The sequence below is a fragment of the Chimaeribacter sp. YP20170169 genome (assembly GCF_056739715.1).
Genome location: NZ_CP176824.1, coordinates 1,965,100 through 1,982,635, shown reverse-complemented (window position 1 = coordinate 1,982,635; position 17,536 = coordinate 1,965,100). Strand labels below are relative to the sequence as shown.

15 protein-coding genes are annotated in these 17,536 nt (G+C 60.2%); 5 read left to right on the top strand and 10 right to left on the bottom strand.

The features are described 5' to 3' along the window. Positions 1–58: 58 nt before the first annotated feature. The 8 genes from ACK3SD_RS08820 to ACK3SD_RS08785 all read right to left on the bottom strand — a co-directional run bounded on the left by ACK3SD_RS08820 (position 59) and on the right by ACK3SD_RS08785 (position 9,322). Complete coding sequence (locus ACK3SD_RS08820) at positions 59–1,375, bottom strand: PQQ-dependent sugar dehydrogenase (RefSeq protein WP_481125215.1); 1,317 nt, start codon at positions 1,373–1,375, stop codon at positions 59–61. Continuing rightward, positions 1,372–1,821, bottom strand: coding sequence for a DUF2231 domain-containing protein (locus ACK3SD_RS08815; protein WP_137763197.1), 450 nt, complete (start codon positions 1,819–1,821; stop codon positions 1,372–1,374). Before ACK3SD_RS08815 ends, ACK3SD_RS08820 begins: the two co-directional genes overlap by 4 nt. A 368-nt stretch (positions 1,822–2,189) precedes the next feature. After that, positions 2,190–2,756 (bottom strand): isopentenyl-diphosphate Delta-isomerase, encoded by a 567-nt coding sequence (gene idi / locus ACK3SD_RS08810; RefSeq protein ID WP_481125214.1) that lies wholly within the window; start codon positions 2,754–2,756, stop codon positions 2,190–2,192. Positions 2,757–2,932: 176 nt separating this feature from the next. Beyond that, positions 2,933–3,457, bottom strand: coding sequence for an O-acetyl-ADP-ribose deacetylase (locus ACK3SD_RS08805; RefSeq protein WP_137763195.1), 525 nt, complete (start codon positions 3,455–3,457; stop codon positions 2,933–2,935). 79 nt (positions 3,458–3,536) lie between these two features. Then, complete coding sequence (locus ACK3SD_RS08800; protein ID WP_481125213.1) at positions 3,537–5,279, bottom strand: penicillin-binding transpeptidase domain-containing protein; 1,743 nt, start codon at positions 5,277–5,279, stop codon at positions 3,537–3,539. A 184-nt stretch (positions 5,280–5,463) separates the two neighbouring features. Next, a complete protein-coding gene (mrdA, locus tag ACK3SD_RS08795; protein WP_481125212.1) occupies positions 5,464–7,377 on the bottom strand; it encodes a penicillin-binding protein 2 in 1,914 nt (637 codons plus the stop codon). A 205-nt stretch (positions 7,378–7,582) separates the two neighbouring features. Then, on the bottom strand, positions 7,583–8,056 hold the full coding sequence (locus tag ACK3SD_RS08790; RefSeq protein ID WP_481125211.1) for a helical membrane plugin domain-containing protein: 474 nt from the start codon (positions 8,054–8,056) through the stop codon (positions 7,583–7,585). A gap of 69 nt (positions 8,057–8,125) precedes the next feature. Continuing rightward, the gene (locus ACK3SD_RS08785; RefSeq protein ID WP_481125210.1) at positions 8,126–9,322 is read right to left on the bottom strand and encodes a benzoate/H(+) symporter BenE family transporter; all 1,197 of its coding nucleotides are present in this window, start codon (positions 9,320–9,322) and stop codon (positions 8,126–8,128) included. Positions 9,323–9,809: 487 nt separating this feature from the next. Between ACK3SD_RS08785 and ACK3SD_RS08780 the strand changes: the two genes are divergently transcribed. The 4 genes from ACK3SD_RS08780 (at position 9,810) to ACK3SD_RS08765 (ending at position 13,329) form a co-directional block, all read left to right on the top strand. Continuing rightward, positions 9,810–10,841: a TIGR04086 family membrane protein gene (locus ACK3SD_RS08780; RefSeq protein WP_481125209.1), complete on the top strand. Its 1,032-nt coding sequence runs from the start codon at positions 9,810–9,812 to the stop codon at positions 10,839–10,841. 115 nt (positions 10,842–10,956) lie between these two features. Further along, positions 10,957–11,475, top strand: coding sequence for a hypothetical protein (locus ACK3SD_RS08775; RefSeq protein ID WP_481125208.1), 519 nt, complete (start codon positions 10,957–10,959; stop codon positions 11,473–11,475). A gap of 13 nt (positions 11,476–11,488) precedes the next feature. Next, positions 11,489–11,935, top strand: coding sequence for a DUF421 domain-containing protein (locus tag ACK3SD_RS08770; RefSeq protein WP_481125207.1), 447 nt, complete (start codon positions 11,489–11,491; stop codon positions 11,933–11,935). Between the two features lie 371 nt (positions 11,936–12,306). Then, a complete protein-coding gene (locus ACK3SD_RS08765; RefSeq protein ID WP_481125206.1) occupies positions 12,307–13,329 on the top strand; it encodes a LacI family DNA-binding transcriptional regulator in 1,023 nt (340 codons plus the stop codon). Positions 13,330–13,440: 111 nt separating this feature from the next. Here the strand turns inward: ACK3SD_RS08765 and ACK3SD_RS08760 are convergent, their stop codons facing one another. Next, positions 13,441–14,538: a porin gene (locus tag ACK3SD_RS08760; RefSeq protein WP_481125205.1), complete on the bottom strand. Its 1,098-nt coding sequence runs from the start codon at positions 14,536–14,538 to the stop codon at positions 13,441–13,443. 721 nt (positions 14,539–15,259) lie between these two features. Beyond that, positions 15,260–16,069: a PhzF family phenazine biosynthesis protein gene (locus ACK3SD_RS08755; protein ID WP_481125204.1), complete on the bottom strand. Its 810-nt coding sequence runs from the start codon at positions 16,067–16,069 to the stop codon at positions 15,260–15,262. 216 nt (positions 16,070–16,285) lie between these two features. Here ACK3SD_RS08755 and codA point away from each other — a divergent pair, with 216 nt between their 5' ends. Then, entirely contained in the window at positions 16,286–17,536 is a 1,251-nt protein-coding gene (codA, locus tag ACK3SD_RS08750) for a cytosine deaminase (RefSeq protein ID WP_481125203.1), read from the top strand.

Genomic DNA, 17,536 nt, shown 5'->3' with positions numbered 1-17,536 from the left:
CTCCACCGGCAAAAAAAACCGGGCGCATGGCCCGGTATGGTCTCGATGTGTCGGGAGATTATGGCGTGCCCGCGGCGGTGACGCGCCAGACAATGTTGCCGGCGTCATCCGCGACCAGCAGCGCGCCCTGCTTGTCCTGCGCCAGCCCAACCGGCAGGCCCCTGACCTCTTGTTGATCATCCGTCAGGAAACCCGTCACCACCGGCTTCGGTTCCCCGACCGGCTGGCCGTTCTGGAACGCAACCCACGACACGCGATAGCCGTTGAGGGGTTTGCGGTTCCAGCTGCCGTGCTCACTGACAAAGGCCCCGCCGCGGTACTCGGCAGGCAAGTTGTTGCCGGTGTAGAACCACAGACCCAATGGCGCGACGTGTGAACTGAGCGCGTAATCAGGTTTGATCGCCTTCGCCACCAGATCCGGGCGCTGCGGTTTGACGCGCGCATCGATGTGCTGGCCGAAGTAGCTGTAGGGCCAGCCGTAGAAACCGCCATCCTGCACCGAGGTCATGTAGTCTGGCACCAAGTCTGCGCCAATCTCATCCCGCTCGTTGACGATCGCCCACAGCTTGCCGCTCTGCGGCTCCCACTGCATCCCGGTTGGGTTGCGCAGGCCGCTGGCGAAGATGCGGCTCGCACCGGTGGCGGCGTCCACTTCCAGAATCGCCGCCCGTCGGAACTCCGCGCCGATGCCGTTCTCGGTGATGTTACTGTTCGAGCCAATGCCCACGTAGAGTTTGCTACCGTCCGGGCTGGCCAGCAGTGATTTGGTCCAGTGGTGGTTGATCGGGCCACCCGGCAGGTCTGCCAGTTCAACGCCCGGATCGGTGATGCGCGTCTCGCCGGTCTGGTAGCGATACTTCCAGAGGCTGTCGGCATTGGCGACATAGAGCGTGTCCCCCACCAACTGCACGCCAAAGGGCGAGTGCAGGTTCTCCAGGAAAACATGCTTCTCCCAGGTGCGGCCATCGCCGCTGGTGTTGCGCAGCAGCGTGATGCGGTTGCCCCCTTGCCCGCCCTTGCCGGAGGATTGCTGAACCAGCCCCATGATCAGTTGCTTCGGCCGGCCAATCTGTCCCTCCGGCGCGTTGCCCTCGACCACCAGAATATCGTTGTTCGGCAGCACGTAGAGCTGGCGCGGGTGCATCAGGCCCTCGGCGATCCTTTCAATCTTCAGCCCTGCCGCGACCTTGGGCGTCTCCCCCTCTTTCCACGGCACGCCGCTTGGCACTTGCATCGGTGGCAGCAGGAAGTTTTTCGCCTCCGGCAGTTCCGGGTTCGGCCCTACCTGCTTATTGGGATCGAGGGTGGAGCCGTCGTCGCAGCCAGCCAGGATCAGGGAGGCGGCCAGCAAAGAAAGCAGATGTATCGTTCTCATCGGGTCACCGCCTTAATGTCAGAGGAACGGGGTTCGCGCAGGGCCAGTTGCAGGTTGGCGAACGCCAGCAGCAGTACCACCAGGGTGGAGAGGATCACGCCCATCGGCACCACGGCATAGGCATCCCGGCTGTGGATGAAGGCATTAAAGATGGCGAGGATGATGGCCAGCAGGTTGGCCCAGAAGTGGATCTTGATCGGCGAACCCTGTGGGTAGGCGTGCCCAACCCACACCTGCACCAGATTGATCAGCCGCGGGATGATGGCGAGTACCAGCCCAATGGCGATCAGCCAGCTGGCGGCCTGTGTCCAGAAGATGTTGGTGCTGATGATGTAAATAATGTCGAAAATCCAGGCGGCGACAAACAAGCCGTAAGGAATGGGGTTAAGTAGCTCATACAGCGCCACGGCAGGCGTGGAGGGCCGTGAGGTGCCATTGGACGTCATTCACAAACTCCTTATCAAAGAGGAGAGCCGCGCGGCCCTCCCATCACGGACGGACAGTGAAAGATAGGCTTCCTGCTAGCCGGCCAGGGCAGCCCCTGTTTAACTATAGAAGAAAATGCCTGAATATCAGGCAGATCGGCTGATTAATGCAGCAATCTGGCGGAAAAGCAGCCAAAGTGGACGATCGCCGGCAAAAATGCGGTGGAAAAACGAACAATTTTGGTGTCGCTACGTGAAAAATAGCGCGCTGTAGAGGGTCAGTTATCCCAACGGGAAAGAGAGGTGGGCGTGGGAGAGACGGTGTCGAACATGACAAAAAAACGGGAGCCAGGCTCCCGTTGTTATGGCTGGCTGTGGCGGTGGCCGCCCTAGCCCACTTGCACCGGCTGGGTGGCAAGCGTGAAGTGTTCCAGCGTGCGCAGCAGCGCGAGTTGCTTGACCATCCAGGGGCTGAAGGCCCAAGGGGCGGCATCGGCCCCCTGATAGAGCGCCTCCAGATCGACCCACTGGTAGTCCATCACCTCGCTGGCGCGCGGTGCGGGCGTCGCGTCACTGAAAGCGCGGAAGATTGGGCAGTACTCGTTTTCAACGATGCCCGAGGCGTCCACTTCGCGGTACTGGAAGTTGTCGGTGACCAGCTCCACCTCTTCCACCGCCAGGCCCATCTCATACAGGCAGCGGCGGCGGACGGCATCGGCCATCGCTTCGCCCTGCTGTGGATGGCCGCAGACCGAGTTAGTCCAGACGCCCGGCCACGCCACTTTACTGGTGGCGCGGCGCGTCACCAGCAGCTGGCCGTCCGCATTAAACACATAGCAGGAGAAGGCCAGATGCAGCGGGGTATGCGCGGTATGAACCTGCGATTTATCCATGATCCCAATTTGTTGATGGTTGGCATCCAGCAAAACCACATGTTCGATAGCACGGTTACTCATTACTCACCCTTGTTGCACGCCTGTCATGCGCATGGAAATTTAGGATTTTTGCCATGGAAGTATAGGGTAAACACGTGGCAGAGGCGACCGCTTTGCCATAACTGGCCCTAATGGAAGCGTAAAAAAGTGCGTCAGACTGCCCCTGTCCTGATTTTCTGTGACAACGTCACGCGTGGTCAGGTCTGTGCGCCCGGTTGGTCCAGCAGTTCCCGGTAAATCGCCTCATTCTCCGCGTCGAAACAGATGAACAGCACCTCCTCAATCGTGGTGTTGCTGCTCAGCACGGTGCGGGTGACGTCGATGGCAATCTCCGCCGCCGCCTGTTTCGGGAAACCATAAATGCCAGTGCTGATATTGGGAAACGCCAGCCGCCGGATGCCATACTCCGCCGCCAGATCAAAACAGCGCAGGTAGGCGCTGCGCAGCAAATCCATCTCTCCCCGGTCGCCACCCTGCCAGCGCGGGCCAACGGCATGGATCACCCATTTCGCTGGCAGCTGGCCGCCGCGGGTAATCACCGCGTCACCGGTTTTGCAGCCGCCGATGCGTTTGCAGGCTTCCAAAATCTCTGGCCCGCCGGCATGGTGGATGGCGCCATCTACCCCGCCGCCGCCGAGCAGCGAACTGTTGGCGGCATTCACAATGGCGTCTATCTCCAGGCGCGTGATGTCCCCGGAGAGCACGCCGATACGATCATTCATCCTTTCCTCCCCATGATAAGAAAAAGGCCAACCCCGCTGGGCTGGCCTTTACAGTGTAGACGCTGCTCTGGGAAGGCGGTCACCCCTTGATGGTGGAGACCACGTTCAGCTGCTGGGCATCCGGCAGGATGTTCATGTGCTCCATCACCTGCGCCATGATTTTGCCGAAGATTGGCCCGGCCACCGAGCCACCGAAGTGCTTGCCCGCCTTGGGGTTGTTGACCATCACCACCAGCGCCACGCGCGGGTTGCTGGCGGGCGCGACACCGGCGGTGTAGTTGATGTAGCCGCCATCATACTTGCCGCTCTTGCCCATCTTCTCGGCGGTCCCGGTCTTGATCGCCAGACGGTAGCCCGGAATGGCGGCGCTCAGGCCACTGCCGCCCGGCAGCGCATCGCTCTCCATCATGTGGATCACGGTTTTCACGATCTCCGGGTCCATCACCTGCTTGCCGAGCACTGGCGGCGTGACCTTGGTGATCGACAACGGGCGGTAGACACCATAGGCCCCGATGGCGGCGTACTCGCGCGCCATCTGCAACGGCGTGACGCGCAGGCCATAACCAAAGGAGAAGGTGGCGCGATCGATGTCTGACCACACTTCACGGTGCAGCGGGAAGTAGCCGCTGCTCTCGTTGCCCATGCCGAGGTTGGTCGGCTGGCCCAAGCCAAAGCCGTGGTAGACATTGACCAGCACGCTGGCCGGCATCGCCAGCGCAATGTGGGAGACGGCAATGTCACTCGACTTTTGCAGGATGCCGGTAACAGTCAGCTCCGGCCAGTTGCCAACGTCGCGGATCAGGTGGCCATTGACCCGGTACGGGTGGGTATCAAGCACCGAGTCCGGCTTGATCAGGTGTTTCGCTAATCCGGTCATCACCACCAGCGGTTTGACGGTCGAACCCGGCTCGAAGCTGTCACTGCTGGCAACGTTGCGGATATTCTCCGGTGGCGTATCCGCCAGGTTGTTCGGGTTGAATGACGGGTAGCTCGCCATGCCAAGGATCTCGCCGGTATTCACGTCCACCAGCACTGCGCAGCCGGAATCGGCTTGGTTAAGCAACACGCCATCGCGGATATGCGAATAGAGCACATACTGCATGAACTTATCGATGCTCAGCGTCACGTTGGGCGCGGCCACTGGGTCTACCGTCTTCAGCAGGCTGATTACCGCGCCGTGCCGATCCTTCTGGTAGACGCGCAGGCCGGGCTTGCCCTGCAACAGGCGATTGAAGCCCAGCTCAATCCCCTCCAGCCCTTGGTTATCCATGCCGACAATCCCCACCAGCGCGGCGGCGTCCTGCCCCATTGGGTAGAAGCGGTTGAAGTCCTGCTGGGTGGAGACACCGGTCAGGTGCAGTTTGGTGACATACTCGGCGATCTCGGTATCGACCTTATGGGCGGCGAACAGGAAGCGCTTGCGCGGGTTATCGCGGATCATCTGCTGCAATTGGCTCAGCGGGATCTTCAGCACGCTGGCGAAACTCTGCCAACGTTCGTTATCCAGCTGGGTATCCGCCTCAAGAATATGTTTCGGGTCGAGGATGATGTCACGCGAGGCGACGCTGACCGCCAGCGCCTCGCCATTGCGGTCGGTGATCATGCCACGGGTGGCGGGCAACACTTCGCTGCGTACCGAACGCTGGTCGGCCTGATCATTGAGCTGCTTGTCATTGAGCAGTTGCAGGTCACCGACGCGCGCCACCAGCAGGAAGAAGCAGACCAAAATGCCAGCGCAGATCCAGGCAAAGCGCGCGGAGGAGTAATTTTTGGCAGAGGACGCCGGTTTTTTGCCGGAGAGGCCCGGACGGATCTTTTTCATGCTATTTCCAGAAATGACTCAACGTGGCGGCACGGGCCACGGGAAGGCTCGCGTGGCCAGGTTTAAGATTATTATTAGATTACAGCGGATTACCGCGCCCTGCCGGTCAATTCCGTTGCTGTTTGTAAGAAAGGACGAGGAAAGGTAATGCCTGCCGGATTAATCACCAGCAGGCATCGTGGGCTTAGCGGGCGGGATCGACAATCTGTTGGTTAGCCGCGCTATCGGCATGGGCCGGGTCAAAGATATGGTCGAGAATGGCACGCGCCGTCGGGCCAGCCACCACCCCATCGCCGCCGCCGTTCTCAAGGATCAGCGCCATCGCGACCTTGGGGTTCTTATAGGGGGCGAACAGCGTATAGAAGATATGGTCACGCAGCCGCACCGGCACCATCTTGGCGTTATAGGTCTGGTTCTCTTTCAGGCTGAACACCTGTGAGGTACCGGACTTGGCGGCAATCCCATAGGGGGCGGTATGGAACAGCTTATAACCGGTGCCATTGGGTTGGTTCGCCATCCCGAACATCGCCGCCTTAACGATGCCCCAGTAAGGTGAGCGCGGGTCACCAATCTGTGCCGTCGGGCCGGCCGGTGGCTGGTAGGGCGTGACATGGTTGCCCGCCTTCACCGAGTAGAGCAGGTGCGGCGTTTTCACCTTGCCGTTATTGATCAGGGTGGTCAGCGCCTTCACCATCTGGATCGGCGTGGCAATCCAGTAGCCCTGCCCAATCCCCACCGGCACGGTATCGCCCTGATACCAGGGTTTCTTGTGCACGCGCTGTTTCCACTCCCGGCTGGGCAACACCCCTTGGTACTCCTCATTCAGGTCAATGCCAGTAGGCTGCCCATAGCCGAACTTGCTGAGCCACTCATGGATGCGGTCAATCCCCATCTCATAGGCCACCTGATAGAAGAAGGTATCGGCGGACTCCTCAATCGCCTTGGTGACATTCAGCATCCCATGCCCACTCTTCAGCCAGTCGCGGTAGTGGCGATGGCTGCCGGGCAGTACCCAGCTTGGCGCGCCAAAGAAGGTGGTTGAGGGGGTGATGACGCCAGCAAACAGCGCGGAGATGGACATATAGGGCTTCACCGTGGAGGCCGGTGGATAGAGTCCCTGCGTCACCCGGTTAATCAGCGGCAAATCCGGGTTGGTGAGCAGCGACTTATAGGCCTTGTAGCTGATGCCCTTCACAAAGGGGTTGGGATCGTAACTGGGGCTGGAGACCATCGCCAGAATGCCGCCGTCGCGCGGGTCTTCCACCACCACCGCGGCGCGCTGATTCTTGAGCACCGACTCCACATACTGTTGCAGCGGCAGGCTGAGGGTCAGGTAGATATTCTGCCCGGCCTGCGGGGGCTGCTCCTTCAGCAGGCGCACCACCCGGCCGTGGTTGTCCACTTCCACCTCGCGGTAGCCGGTCTTGCCATGCAGCACGCTCTCATAGTACCCCTCGATGCCCTGCTTACCGATATTGTGGTCGGCGGCATAGTTCTCCGCGACGCCCTCCTTCTCCAGCCGCTGCTCATCGCGGTCGTTGATCTTGGAGACGTACCCCACCACGTGCGCCAGCTGGCCGCCATAGGGGTATTCGCGTTGCTGGTAGCTATCAACGGTAACGCCGGTGAACTTGAACTGGTTGACGGCAAAGCGCGCCACCTGGCTGTCAGTCAGCTCCATCTTCAACGTTACCGGCTTATAGCGGCTGGTATGTCGCGCGGCATCATGGAAATCGGCAATCTCCTCCGGCGTCAGGTCAACAATCGGCGTCAGCGCCTTCAGGGTGGCTGCCAGATCCGGCACCTTGCCGGGCGTCACCTCGATCTGGTAGAGCGTCAGGTTGCGCACTAGCGGGATGCCGTTGCGATCATAGATCAGCCCGCGGCTGGGGGCGATGGGCAGCATCTTGATATCATTCTGGTTGGAGCGGGTCTGGTAGAAGCCATGCTCCTTCACCTGCAAGCGGTAGAGGTTGGCTATCAGTATTCCAGTAAGCAGCAACACAATAACGAAGGCCACCAGCGCGCGGCGGATAAAGAGACGGGATTCTGCGGGATAGTCGCGAAACGGTGCCTGATGGTGCGAAAAATGGGCCATGCCGGAGGGGTTACCTGTCTGCCGTGATTCCTTGCCGGCCGGAGCATGGCGCAGAATAGGGTAAAAGGCGGCAAGGATAACGGTCTGGGGAGTGAGCGCCTATTAAAAGGTTGCTAATGAACGGGTTGGAATGTTTCAGAGTGTTTAAATGTTACATAAGTGAAATTTCCGCGCGCCACGGGGGTGTGCCGGACGCGCGGTGGGGTCACAGGCTACCGGGCTTGCCAGTGAAGGGTGGCGCGGGCCGCGGGGTGGGCTGCTCCATGCTAACGGCAAAGGCGCGCAGGCCATTGAGGATTGGGGTTATGGCGCGCCAGACGCTCTCGTCATTCAACAGGTGATAGAAGCCAGCCAGCCCCGGTGCCTGTGCCTCGCTGGCTGGCGGCTGGCGGCCCACCGCTTCCATCCCCTCCTTCATGGCGAACACCACGCGGGAGAAGGTTTCAGGCGGTACGCTCGACAACGCCTGCATCAGCACCGACAGGTTCTGCACCGCATTGAGGGTGCCCGGCTTGTTCAGCCCATCCACCAGCGCCCCGGCAATCGCATTGTTGGCGGAGACCACCTCATTGGCGAAACGCAGCACGCCGTGGTGATGCAGGGTGTGCACCAAATTCTGTAGCTCCTCGAAGGCGTCCAGCCCTGGGTTATGGTGGGATTGGTCGTGTGAATCAGCCATCAGCGTCTCTCCGGGTTGGATGTCCATGAATTCAAGGTGTAAGGATAGTCGCCATCCGCCGCCTCTGCCTTAATGCGTGCGCGGCAGCAGCAGCCAGACCAGCACACCACCCACCAATCCCCAGAAGGCAGCGCCGACGCCCCACAGCGTCAGCCCGGAGGCGGTGATCAGGAAGGTGACGATGGCGGCGTCACGCCCCTGCTCCTCCTGCAACGCCCGGCTGAGGCTGCCGGAGAGCGTGCTGAGCAGCGCCAGCCCGGCAATGGTCTGGATCAGCGGCGCGGGCAGCGCGCTGAACAGCATACCGATGGAGCCGCCAAACAGCCCAGCAATCAGGTAGAACAGCCCGGCGGCGACGGCGGCCATATAGCGGCGCGCCGGGTCGGGGTGGATCTCCGGCCCCATGCAGATGGCGGCGGTGATGGCGGCGATGCAGACCGAGAAACCGCCGAACGGCGACAGCAGCAGCGCCAGCAGTGCGGTGGCGCTGATCAGCAGCGAGATGGGGACCCGGTAACCGGCCGCCTGTAGGGTGGCGATGCCCGGCGCATTCTGTGATGCCATAGTGACGACAAAGAACGGGATGCCGATGCCAATCAGGCTGTGCAGGTTGAACGCCGGCTGGATAAAGGCCGGGGTCGCCAGTGCCAGCGGTTGGTGGGAGAAGGCGATGCTCCCCTGTAGGGCGGCAATCACCAACCCGGCGGCCAGCGCCAGCAGCACGGCAAAGCGCGGCAGCCAGCGGCGCGCCAGAAAGTAGGCCAGACACATGCCGCCAGCCAATGCCAGGTTTCCCTGCAACGGGGCGAAGGCCCCCAGCCCAAAGCGCAACAGGATACCCGCTAGCATCGCGCCGGAGAGCGCAGGCGGAATGATGTTCATCAGGCGGGCAAACAGCCCGGTGACGCCGCTGATCAGGATCAGGGCATTGGCGAAGATAAAGATGCCAATCGTCTCATTCAGGCCGATGCCCGGCAGGCTGGTTGCCAGCAGCGCCGCGCCGGGCGTTGACCAGGCGGTCAGCACCGGGGCGCGGGTATAGAGCGACAGCCCCAGCGAGGAGAGGCCCATCGCCAGCCCCAGCATCGCCAGCCAGCCGCCAATCTGCGCCGGGGTGGCACCCGCCGCCTCCGCCGCCTGAAAAATGATGGCGGCTGAACTGGTGTAGCCCACCAGCACCGCCACAAAACCGGCAATGATCGCTGACGGCGACAGATCCCGCCATTGGATGCCCGGTTGCCCGGCGCGGCTGCGCGCGTTGTCCATATCCCTCTCCCTCTGGTCATCTCAGTAAAACAGGCACCATAACACCGGCGCGTGGCCCCTGCACCCTGCCCGGCCCCGCGCCACCGGGCGCTCCCTTACCCCTCTGGCGGCATGGCAGGAGATTGTGCCACCGCCCACCGGGGAGACGGCAGGATTGTGACGGAAACGTCAGATTTTATGGACTATTTGAACGTTCTGTTAAGTTCCTCACAATTCGAGAATTTTTCTTGAATTTCATCGTTTAACAATCAGCACCTTACTCACGGCCTAATGCAAACCCGGCAAATTTTACTTTGCCGACAATGGCATGAATGGCAGGACTGTCTACGCTTAACCCTGTAATGCGTGAAAAACGCTGTCCCGTGGCGGGAATAATTCAGAGCAACACCCTCCGGACCATGGCGTATGCCGGGCGCGGGCCACTGGGCAGCAGAGGAGTTCAGACCCAATTTCTGGGTACCCACGGAAAATTGCGAGGAACAACATTATGACCAATTACGATGCCGACTTGACCAAGGATAACCGCGCCGGGTACGCCCCGAACGCGCCGCTGACGCCATTGAAACGGATCTCCTGGAGCGCAGTGTTCGCTGGCGTGATCCTGTCGATGGTGACTTACCTGCTGCTGTCGATGCTGGGTACGGCGATTGGCGCCGCCACCATCGATCCGTTGCAGGAGGGCAACCCCTTCAGCGGCCTGAGCACTGGCGCGCTGGTCTGGATGGTCATTACCATACTGCTCTCCTTTGCGGTGGGTGGCTACATCGCGGGCCGTCTGGCCCAGCGTGAAGGGATGCTGCACGGCCTGCTGGTGTGGGGCGTCAACACCCTCGTCTGTACCTACCTGATGATTGCGCTGGTCTCCTCCGCCGTCGGCGGCGCGGTAAACGTGGCCGGTTCCGGCCTGCGCGCCATGGGCAGCGGCATTGCCAATGTCACCCCGCAGGCGACCCAGATGGTGAAAGACCAGCTGCAACAGGCCAACATCAACCTGGATGACCTGCAAGGCGAGCTGGAAACCACCCTGCGCCAGACCGGCAAACCAGAGCTGCAACCGGAGAACCTGGAGCAGCAGGCAAACACTGAGGCGAACAACGCCGAGAATCAGGCTAACAACGTTGCCCAGAACCCGAACCAGGATCCGAATCAGGCGCTGAACCAGTGGCTGAGCGGCGTGATCAGCCGTAACAACAGCACCCTGCAGGCCGCTGATCTGGATGCCCTGAAAAACATCATCAAGGCCCGTACCGGCAAATCCGATCAGGAAGTGGATGCCATCGTCCAGCGCGCGCAGCAGACCTATGCGCAGGCGTACCAAAAATACCAAGAGCTGAAGGCACAGGCCGAGCAGAAAGCGCGTGAAGCCGCTGATGCCGCTGCCAAGGGTGTCTCCACTGCCAGCTGGTATGGCTTCTTTATGCTGATCATCGGCGGCATTATCTCTGGCGCCACCGGTGCCTGGGGCCGTCGTACCCAGCCGCGTGCCGTGGGCGTGACTGCCGACAACCGCAAGCTGTAATCCCCCCTTTGTCTACCACGGCCAGCTTATGCTGGCCGTTTTTCGTTGTGCGGCAAGGATCTGCCGCGACCGCTGGGCTACGCTTATCACACCCCTACCCAATGGATGAGATGCCATGCCGACCGATGAGGATGATGAGTTCACCAGCCGCCACTACCCGGTGAAAGAGAACATGCACTGGCTGCGCTGGGCGCTATGGCTGGAGAGAGTGGGCACCCTGCTGCTGTTTGGCTTTATTGGGGCGGCGCTGCTTGGGCTGTTCTCCAGCGGCTGGCTCAGTGACCGCGTGGATCTGAATGCGGATCGCAGCGTGCAGATGAAGTATGACCGCTTCGCCCGCCAGCAGTCCGAGAGCCAGATGGTGCTGCATGTCTGGCCCCACGGGCGGACACCGGCGATGGTGCGGCTCGGCGGTGACTTCGCCAGCCACTATGAGATTGTGGCGCTCCAGCCGCAGACCGCACAGATGGTCACCACTGGCAACGAGATGATCATTACCCTGCCCACCTCCAGTGCCTCGCCCTCCACCGCCCTCTACCTGACGGTGCAGCCGAAATCCTTCGGCCACTACCGCAACGAGGCGGCACTGGCTGGCCATCCGCCACTGGTGTTTGAGCAATGGGTCTACCCCTGATAGGAGAACAGAGATGGATATGGTATTGCGTGCGGGTTGCATGTATCTCTTTTTGATGGTGGTGCTGAAGATTGCTGGCCGGCGCACCGTCATGCAGATGACCTCGTTTGATTTTATCCTGCTGCTGATCATCAGTGAGGCGACCCAGCAGGCGTTGCTGGGCAGTGACTTCTCCCTGACCGGGGCCTTCATTACCATCGGCACCCTGATCGCGATGGATATCCTCTTCTCCCAGCTCAAGCACCGGCTGCCCGCCGCTGATTTGCTGCTGGATGGCTCACCGGTGATTCTGGTGGAGCATGGGCGCACGCTCGACAAGCGAATGCAGCAGTTGCGTATTGACCTGGAGGATGTGATGGAGGTGGCGCGCCAGCAGGGGCTGGAGCAGACCAGCCAGATCAAATACGCCATCCTTGAGACCAATGGCCGCATCTCCATCATCGCCGATGAACAGAAGTGACCACCGGGCGCGCTGCCTGCTTTCTTGGCTAGCGCGCCAAAAACCACATTTCCCGCCCTGCCCGCAGTTGAAACGGTTCAAGTGGTGTTCACCGAATCTCTGCGTTTAATCCTAAACCGCACCTCAACAAGTGACCGCCAAAAACTAATTTTTAACCTTGATGCAACATAGTCCATCGGGCTACAAGCTATGCGGCCAGTGGCTTGCGCTCTGGCGTGCAAGGTAAGCGTTTGCCTGCCTGTCGCCTGCATTTATGCTGCGAGTGGTGTCGCTACGTTAGTGGTAAGAGCAGATAATGTTAAATTGCCTGACGTTTTGTGCTAACAATAGAGGTAGCAATACACATTAAACCGCTGACAGAGTGAACTTTTATGGCGAATAAACGGGTGGTTCTATCGGATGTGGCTCGTCTGGCTGGCTTGTCTAAGGCCACGGTTTCACGATACTTGAACAACAGTATCGTGTTGCCGCAACAGACGACGCAAAGGATTGAGGATGCTATCAGCACATTGAATTACCGTGGCAACAGCCTGGCGCGCCGCCTGAGCAAGGGTGGCAGCGAAACCATCGGGCTGGTGTTGCCTGAAATCAGCAACCCCTTCTTTGCCGAACTGGCAGAGGCGGCGGAAGCGGCGGCCTCCGCGCACCAGTACAGTCTGGTGCTGTGCGTGACGCGCAACAACCTGGAGAAAGAGACCCAATTCATCCGCTGGCTGGATACCCGCCAGGTGGATGGCCTGCTGTTCGCCACCAACAAGCCGGATGATGGCCGGTTGCTGGCGGAGCTACAGGGCCAGAGCAATATTGTGCTGATCGATGAGGATGTGCCGGGCGCTGAGGTGCCAAAAGTGTTCGCTGACAATGTCTGTGGCGGGCAGCTGGCGACGCGGCAACTGATTGATGCCGGCCACCGGCGCATTGCCTATGTTGGCGGGCCAGATACGCTGATGAGCGTGCGCGAGCGGCGCGAGGGCTTCCGGCAGGCGCTGGAGCAGGCGGGCCTCGCCTACCGTTCAGAGCTGGTGCTGTGCGGCGACTATACGCGCGAGTTTGGCCAGACGGCGATCGACCGCCTGCTGGCGCTGCCGGAGCCGCCGACCGCCATCTTCGCGGGCAGTGACTATCTGGCGCTCGGCCTGCTGGATGGCCTGCGCACCCACCAGCTGAGCGCCCCGAAGGATATGTCGATTGTCGGGTTTGATGACGCCAACTACGCGGAGTTGATCACCCCTCGCCTCTCCACCATCCGTCAGGATGCCGGCCAGCTCGGCCGCACCGCCGTCGAGCTGCTGATCCGCATGTTGAAAGAGGGGACGCAGGAGAACTGCGTCGCCCGCATCCCGGTGCAGAGCATCAAGCGCGAATCCATCGCCCCGCTGGCGAACGCCCGTTAAGCCCCCACCCGCCGCCCGGCGGGTTTTCCCCCCATAAAAAAAGCGGAGCCAGAGGCTCCGCTTGCTAATTACCCGCTCAGACACAGGGAGGGTAACGAACTCAGCACTGCATCAGAAACGATAGGTCAGGTTCACCGTGACCACGTCGTCCGTCGACAGGTTCAGCGCGTTATCGTCATCCAGCAGGTTCACCTTGTAATCAACATAGGTGTACATGTTCTTGTTCAGGTAGTAGGTCACGCCCACTTCCAGGTATTTCACCAGGTCGGCGTCGCCTACCCCTTCAATGTCCTTGCCCCAGGATTGCAGGTAGGCGATGGAGGGACGCAGGCCGTTGAGGAACTGGTACTGGGCCACCGCTTCCAGGTTCTGGGTTTTGTTGGCATAGCCGCTGATGGCCACGCCGCCGTCAGTGGTGCCGGAGATGCGGGTGGTGTTGCGCGTTTCAGCGTACATTGCCGCCAGGTAGACCTGATTGGCGTCATACTTGATGGCGCTGCTCCACGATTCAGCGGTGTCGCCGGAACCAATCGCGGAAACCTTCTGGTTGGCGGTGCGGTTGGCGTTGGAGTAGGCCGCCGCGACGCCAATGCCGGAGCCGCCGATGTCCTGATACTCCACCGAGAAGCCATAGCCGTCGCCATTGCCGCGCTGCTCAACGCTGCTGCCGTCGCGGTCATTCTTGCCCTGATACTGCACAGCGAAGTTCAGGCCCTCTACCAGCCCGAAGAAGTCGAGGTTACGGTAGGTGGCAAGGCCGGTGGAGCGGGCAGTCATGTAGTTATCAGTCTGGGACCAGGTGTCGCCGCCGTACTCTGGCAGCATGTCGGTATAGGCCTCCACGTCATAGACCACGCCATAGTTGCGGCCATAGTCGAAGGAGCCATATTTGCCGAACTTCAGGCCAGCGAAGCCAAGGCGGGTTTTGTTACCGGTCTGGGCATCACTGCCCTCGGAGTTATTGGCCTGGACGTTATATTCCCACTGGCCATAGCCGGTCAGTTGGTCGGAGATCTGGGTTTCCCCTTTGAAGCCGAAACGGACATAGGTGCCATCCGCGTTGGCGTCATCGGCAAACACATACTTGGCCGAGACACGCCCATATAAATCGAGCTTGTTGCCATCTTTATTATAAATTTCGGCCGCGTTTGACATGCCTGAGGCGGCGATTAAGGAGATTGCCAGGGCCAGCACACTGCGCTTCATCATTATTGCGTTTCCTTGATTTAAATTCTGACTCTTTGGTCTTTGTGATTTTTGTAATGCGATTTATTCCGGCTGGCATCCCGTGCGTGGTGGTCGCTGCTTATTTCAGGCAAGCCTTTCCCGGCCCGGGAATTACCGGAAAAAAGCAGCGCGCACTGTATTAAATAAATATTTAAACGGATGGTTGCCGATTTGTTTATAATTGTTTGGTTATGCAAACGCCAGCAACCATAGCATTACGCACAAAAAGTTAAAATGAAAAAATAACCACAGAATCGACATTTTTGTGAAAAGCAATGTTACAAAATGTTAATAAGGTTATAGCAAATAAGTGACTGTATACCCTATTTTTTTGTCTATAGCCCTGCCTGATAACGGTGCACTGCCCTGCTTTGGTGCAAAATAGTGTCTTTTTGTTACAGAGTAACAGCCTGCCATTGCTGATTTTGTGAGGATACCAACAGTGGTCTACCTAAATAGAATTTGACGCAAGAAATAGAGTATGCCTGCAACTGGGCTATTTATAACAACGGTGAGGATAATTAGCTTGCTTTGTAATAATACGCGGCGGGAAATAAGCCGGAATGTGTTAAGGCGGGAATTTCTTTTATAAACGTTAATTAAACGGATTGGTTATTTATTGAGCGGTTGCATAAAGTAAATCGATGGGTAAAAGCGTGGCGTGGATAGCGGAAGGGGCCGGCAGGCGATCGCCTGCCAGCGGTTAATAGGAAAAGGGCAAGTTCATGCCCTCAGGCAGCGTCAGCAATTTGTGGCGCACCTGCAGCACCTGGCTGGCGACAATCACCCGGTTGCCCAGCAGCTCACACTCAAACTCCGCCCGGCGTGGCGAGAGCTGTTCGGCGTGCAAGTGCGGGCAGCCCAGCTTGTTCGCCCAGTAGGGCGCGAGCGCACAGTGGGCGGTGGCGGTCGCGGCATCCTCGGGAATGCCAGCCGCCGGGCTGAAGGCGCGCAGCACATAGCCCTGCCCGCCATCGGATGCGGAGACGACCACCAGCGGCGAGGGCAACGTCGCCAGCCGGCTGAAATCTGGCCGTAGCGCCGCCACCTGCTCCCGGTTCTCCAGAATCACCACGATATCCCGGTTCTGCCACACCTCGCCCTGCTCCACGCCAAGCGCCGCCAGCGTCGGGCCGGGGTGCAGGCGCGGTTTCAACGTCCACTGTGGCAGATCCAGGCTGAGCTTGCCGCCATGCCGCCATACCCCCACCGTGCCCTGTGGATGGACGAAATCCATCCGCCGCAACCGGCGGTCAAAGAAATCCATGATCACCGCGGCGGCCGCCAGAATGGCGCTGCCGCACAGGTCAATCTCACGCTGGGCAGAGAAGCAGCGAATTTCGCACTTCTCCCCGCGCCGCACCACAAATGCCGTCTCTGGCTTGCCCCCCTTGATGGCAAGTATCTGCAAGGTCTGGCTCCCCAGCCACTCATCCAGCAGCATTACCGCGAGCGGATTGCCGCCCTGTGGCCGGTGGCTGAAGGCGTTTACCTCATATAGGTCAATCTCCATACCCATCCCCCCGGTGTGCCGGCAACGATATTTTCTCACCTGTCAGCCTTTTTCAGCTAACAGTTAACCTATAGAACAGAGTGAAAAAATGTGAAGCAAATCTACTGAAGATTGTGAAACGGCTTGCATGACGTTGCTGAAACCGGTGAAAAACCCGCCAATCTTGCGGGTTGGCTACACTCCCTGTAGACGCCGTAACCCACTCAGGAGATGCCGATGAAGATGATCAATGCCCAGCTGCGCCACCGCAGCGGACTCTACACCCTGTGCGCTGAACAGGGGCGTTTCACGGCCATTGAGCCGCAGCATGGCGAACTGGCTCCGGAGGCGTCGGCCCTTGACGCTGGCGGCCAGTTGGTGATCCCACCCTTGGTGGAGCCGCATATCCACCTGGATGCGGCGCTGACCGCCGGGGAACCGGCGTGGAACATGAGTGGCACGCTGTTTGAGGGCATTGAGCGCTGGGCAGAGCGTAAGGCGACGCTCTCCCATGAGGACATCAAGCTGCGCGCCCACGCTACGCTGGATATGCTGCGTGACCACGGTATCCAGCATGTGCGCACCCACGTGGATGTCACCGATCCGTCGCTGACTGCGCTGGGGGCATTGCTGGAGGTGCGGGACGAGGCGCGCGATCGCATCGATTTGCAGATTGTCGCCTTTCCACAGGAGGGCATTGACTCCTTCCCGCAGGGACGGGCGCTGATGGAGGAGGCGATGGGGCGCGGCGCGGATGTGGTGGGCGGCATCCCGCACTATGAGCACACCCGCGAACAGGGCATCAGCGCCCTCACCTTCCTGATGGATCTGGCGGAGCGCACCGGCGCGCTGGTGGATGTACACTGTGATGAGACGGATGACCCGCACTCCCGTTTCCTCGAGGTGCTGGCGGAGCAGACGCGGGCGCGCGGCATGGGGGCGCGGGTCACCGCCAGCCACACGGTGGCGATGGGCTCCTATGACAACGCTTACTGCGCCAAGCTGTTCCGCCTGCTGCAAAAGGCCGGGCTGAACTTTGTCTCCTGCCCGACTGAGAGCATCCATCTCCAGGGGCGCTTTGATACCTTCCCGAAACGGCGCGGCGTGACGCGGGTGGCGGAGCTGGATCGCGCCGGGCTGAACGTCTGTTTCGCGCAGGACTCGATCAAAGATCCGTGGTATCCACTCGGCAATGGCAACCTGTTGCGGGTGCTGGATGCCGGGCTGCACATCTGCCACATGATGGGCTTTGAGGATCTGCGCCGCTGCCTCGATTTTGTCACCGACCACAGCGCCAAGGTGATGCAGCTTGGCGACCAGTATGGCCTGGAGGTGGGCCGCCCGGCCAACCTGGTGGTGCTGGACGCGGAGAGCGACTACGAGGCGTTGCGCCGTCAGGCCAAGGCACGCCTCTCGGTGCGCCACGGCGAGGTGATCCTGCGGCGTGAGCCGGAACGGTTGATTGTGCCGCACGCGGCGCGCACCTGA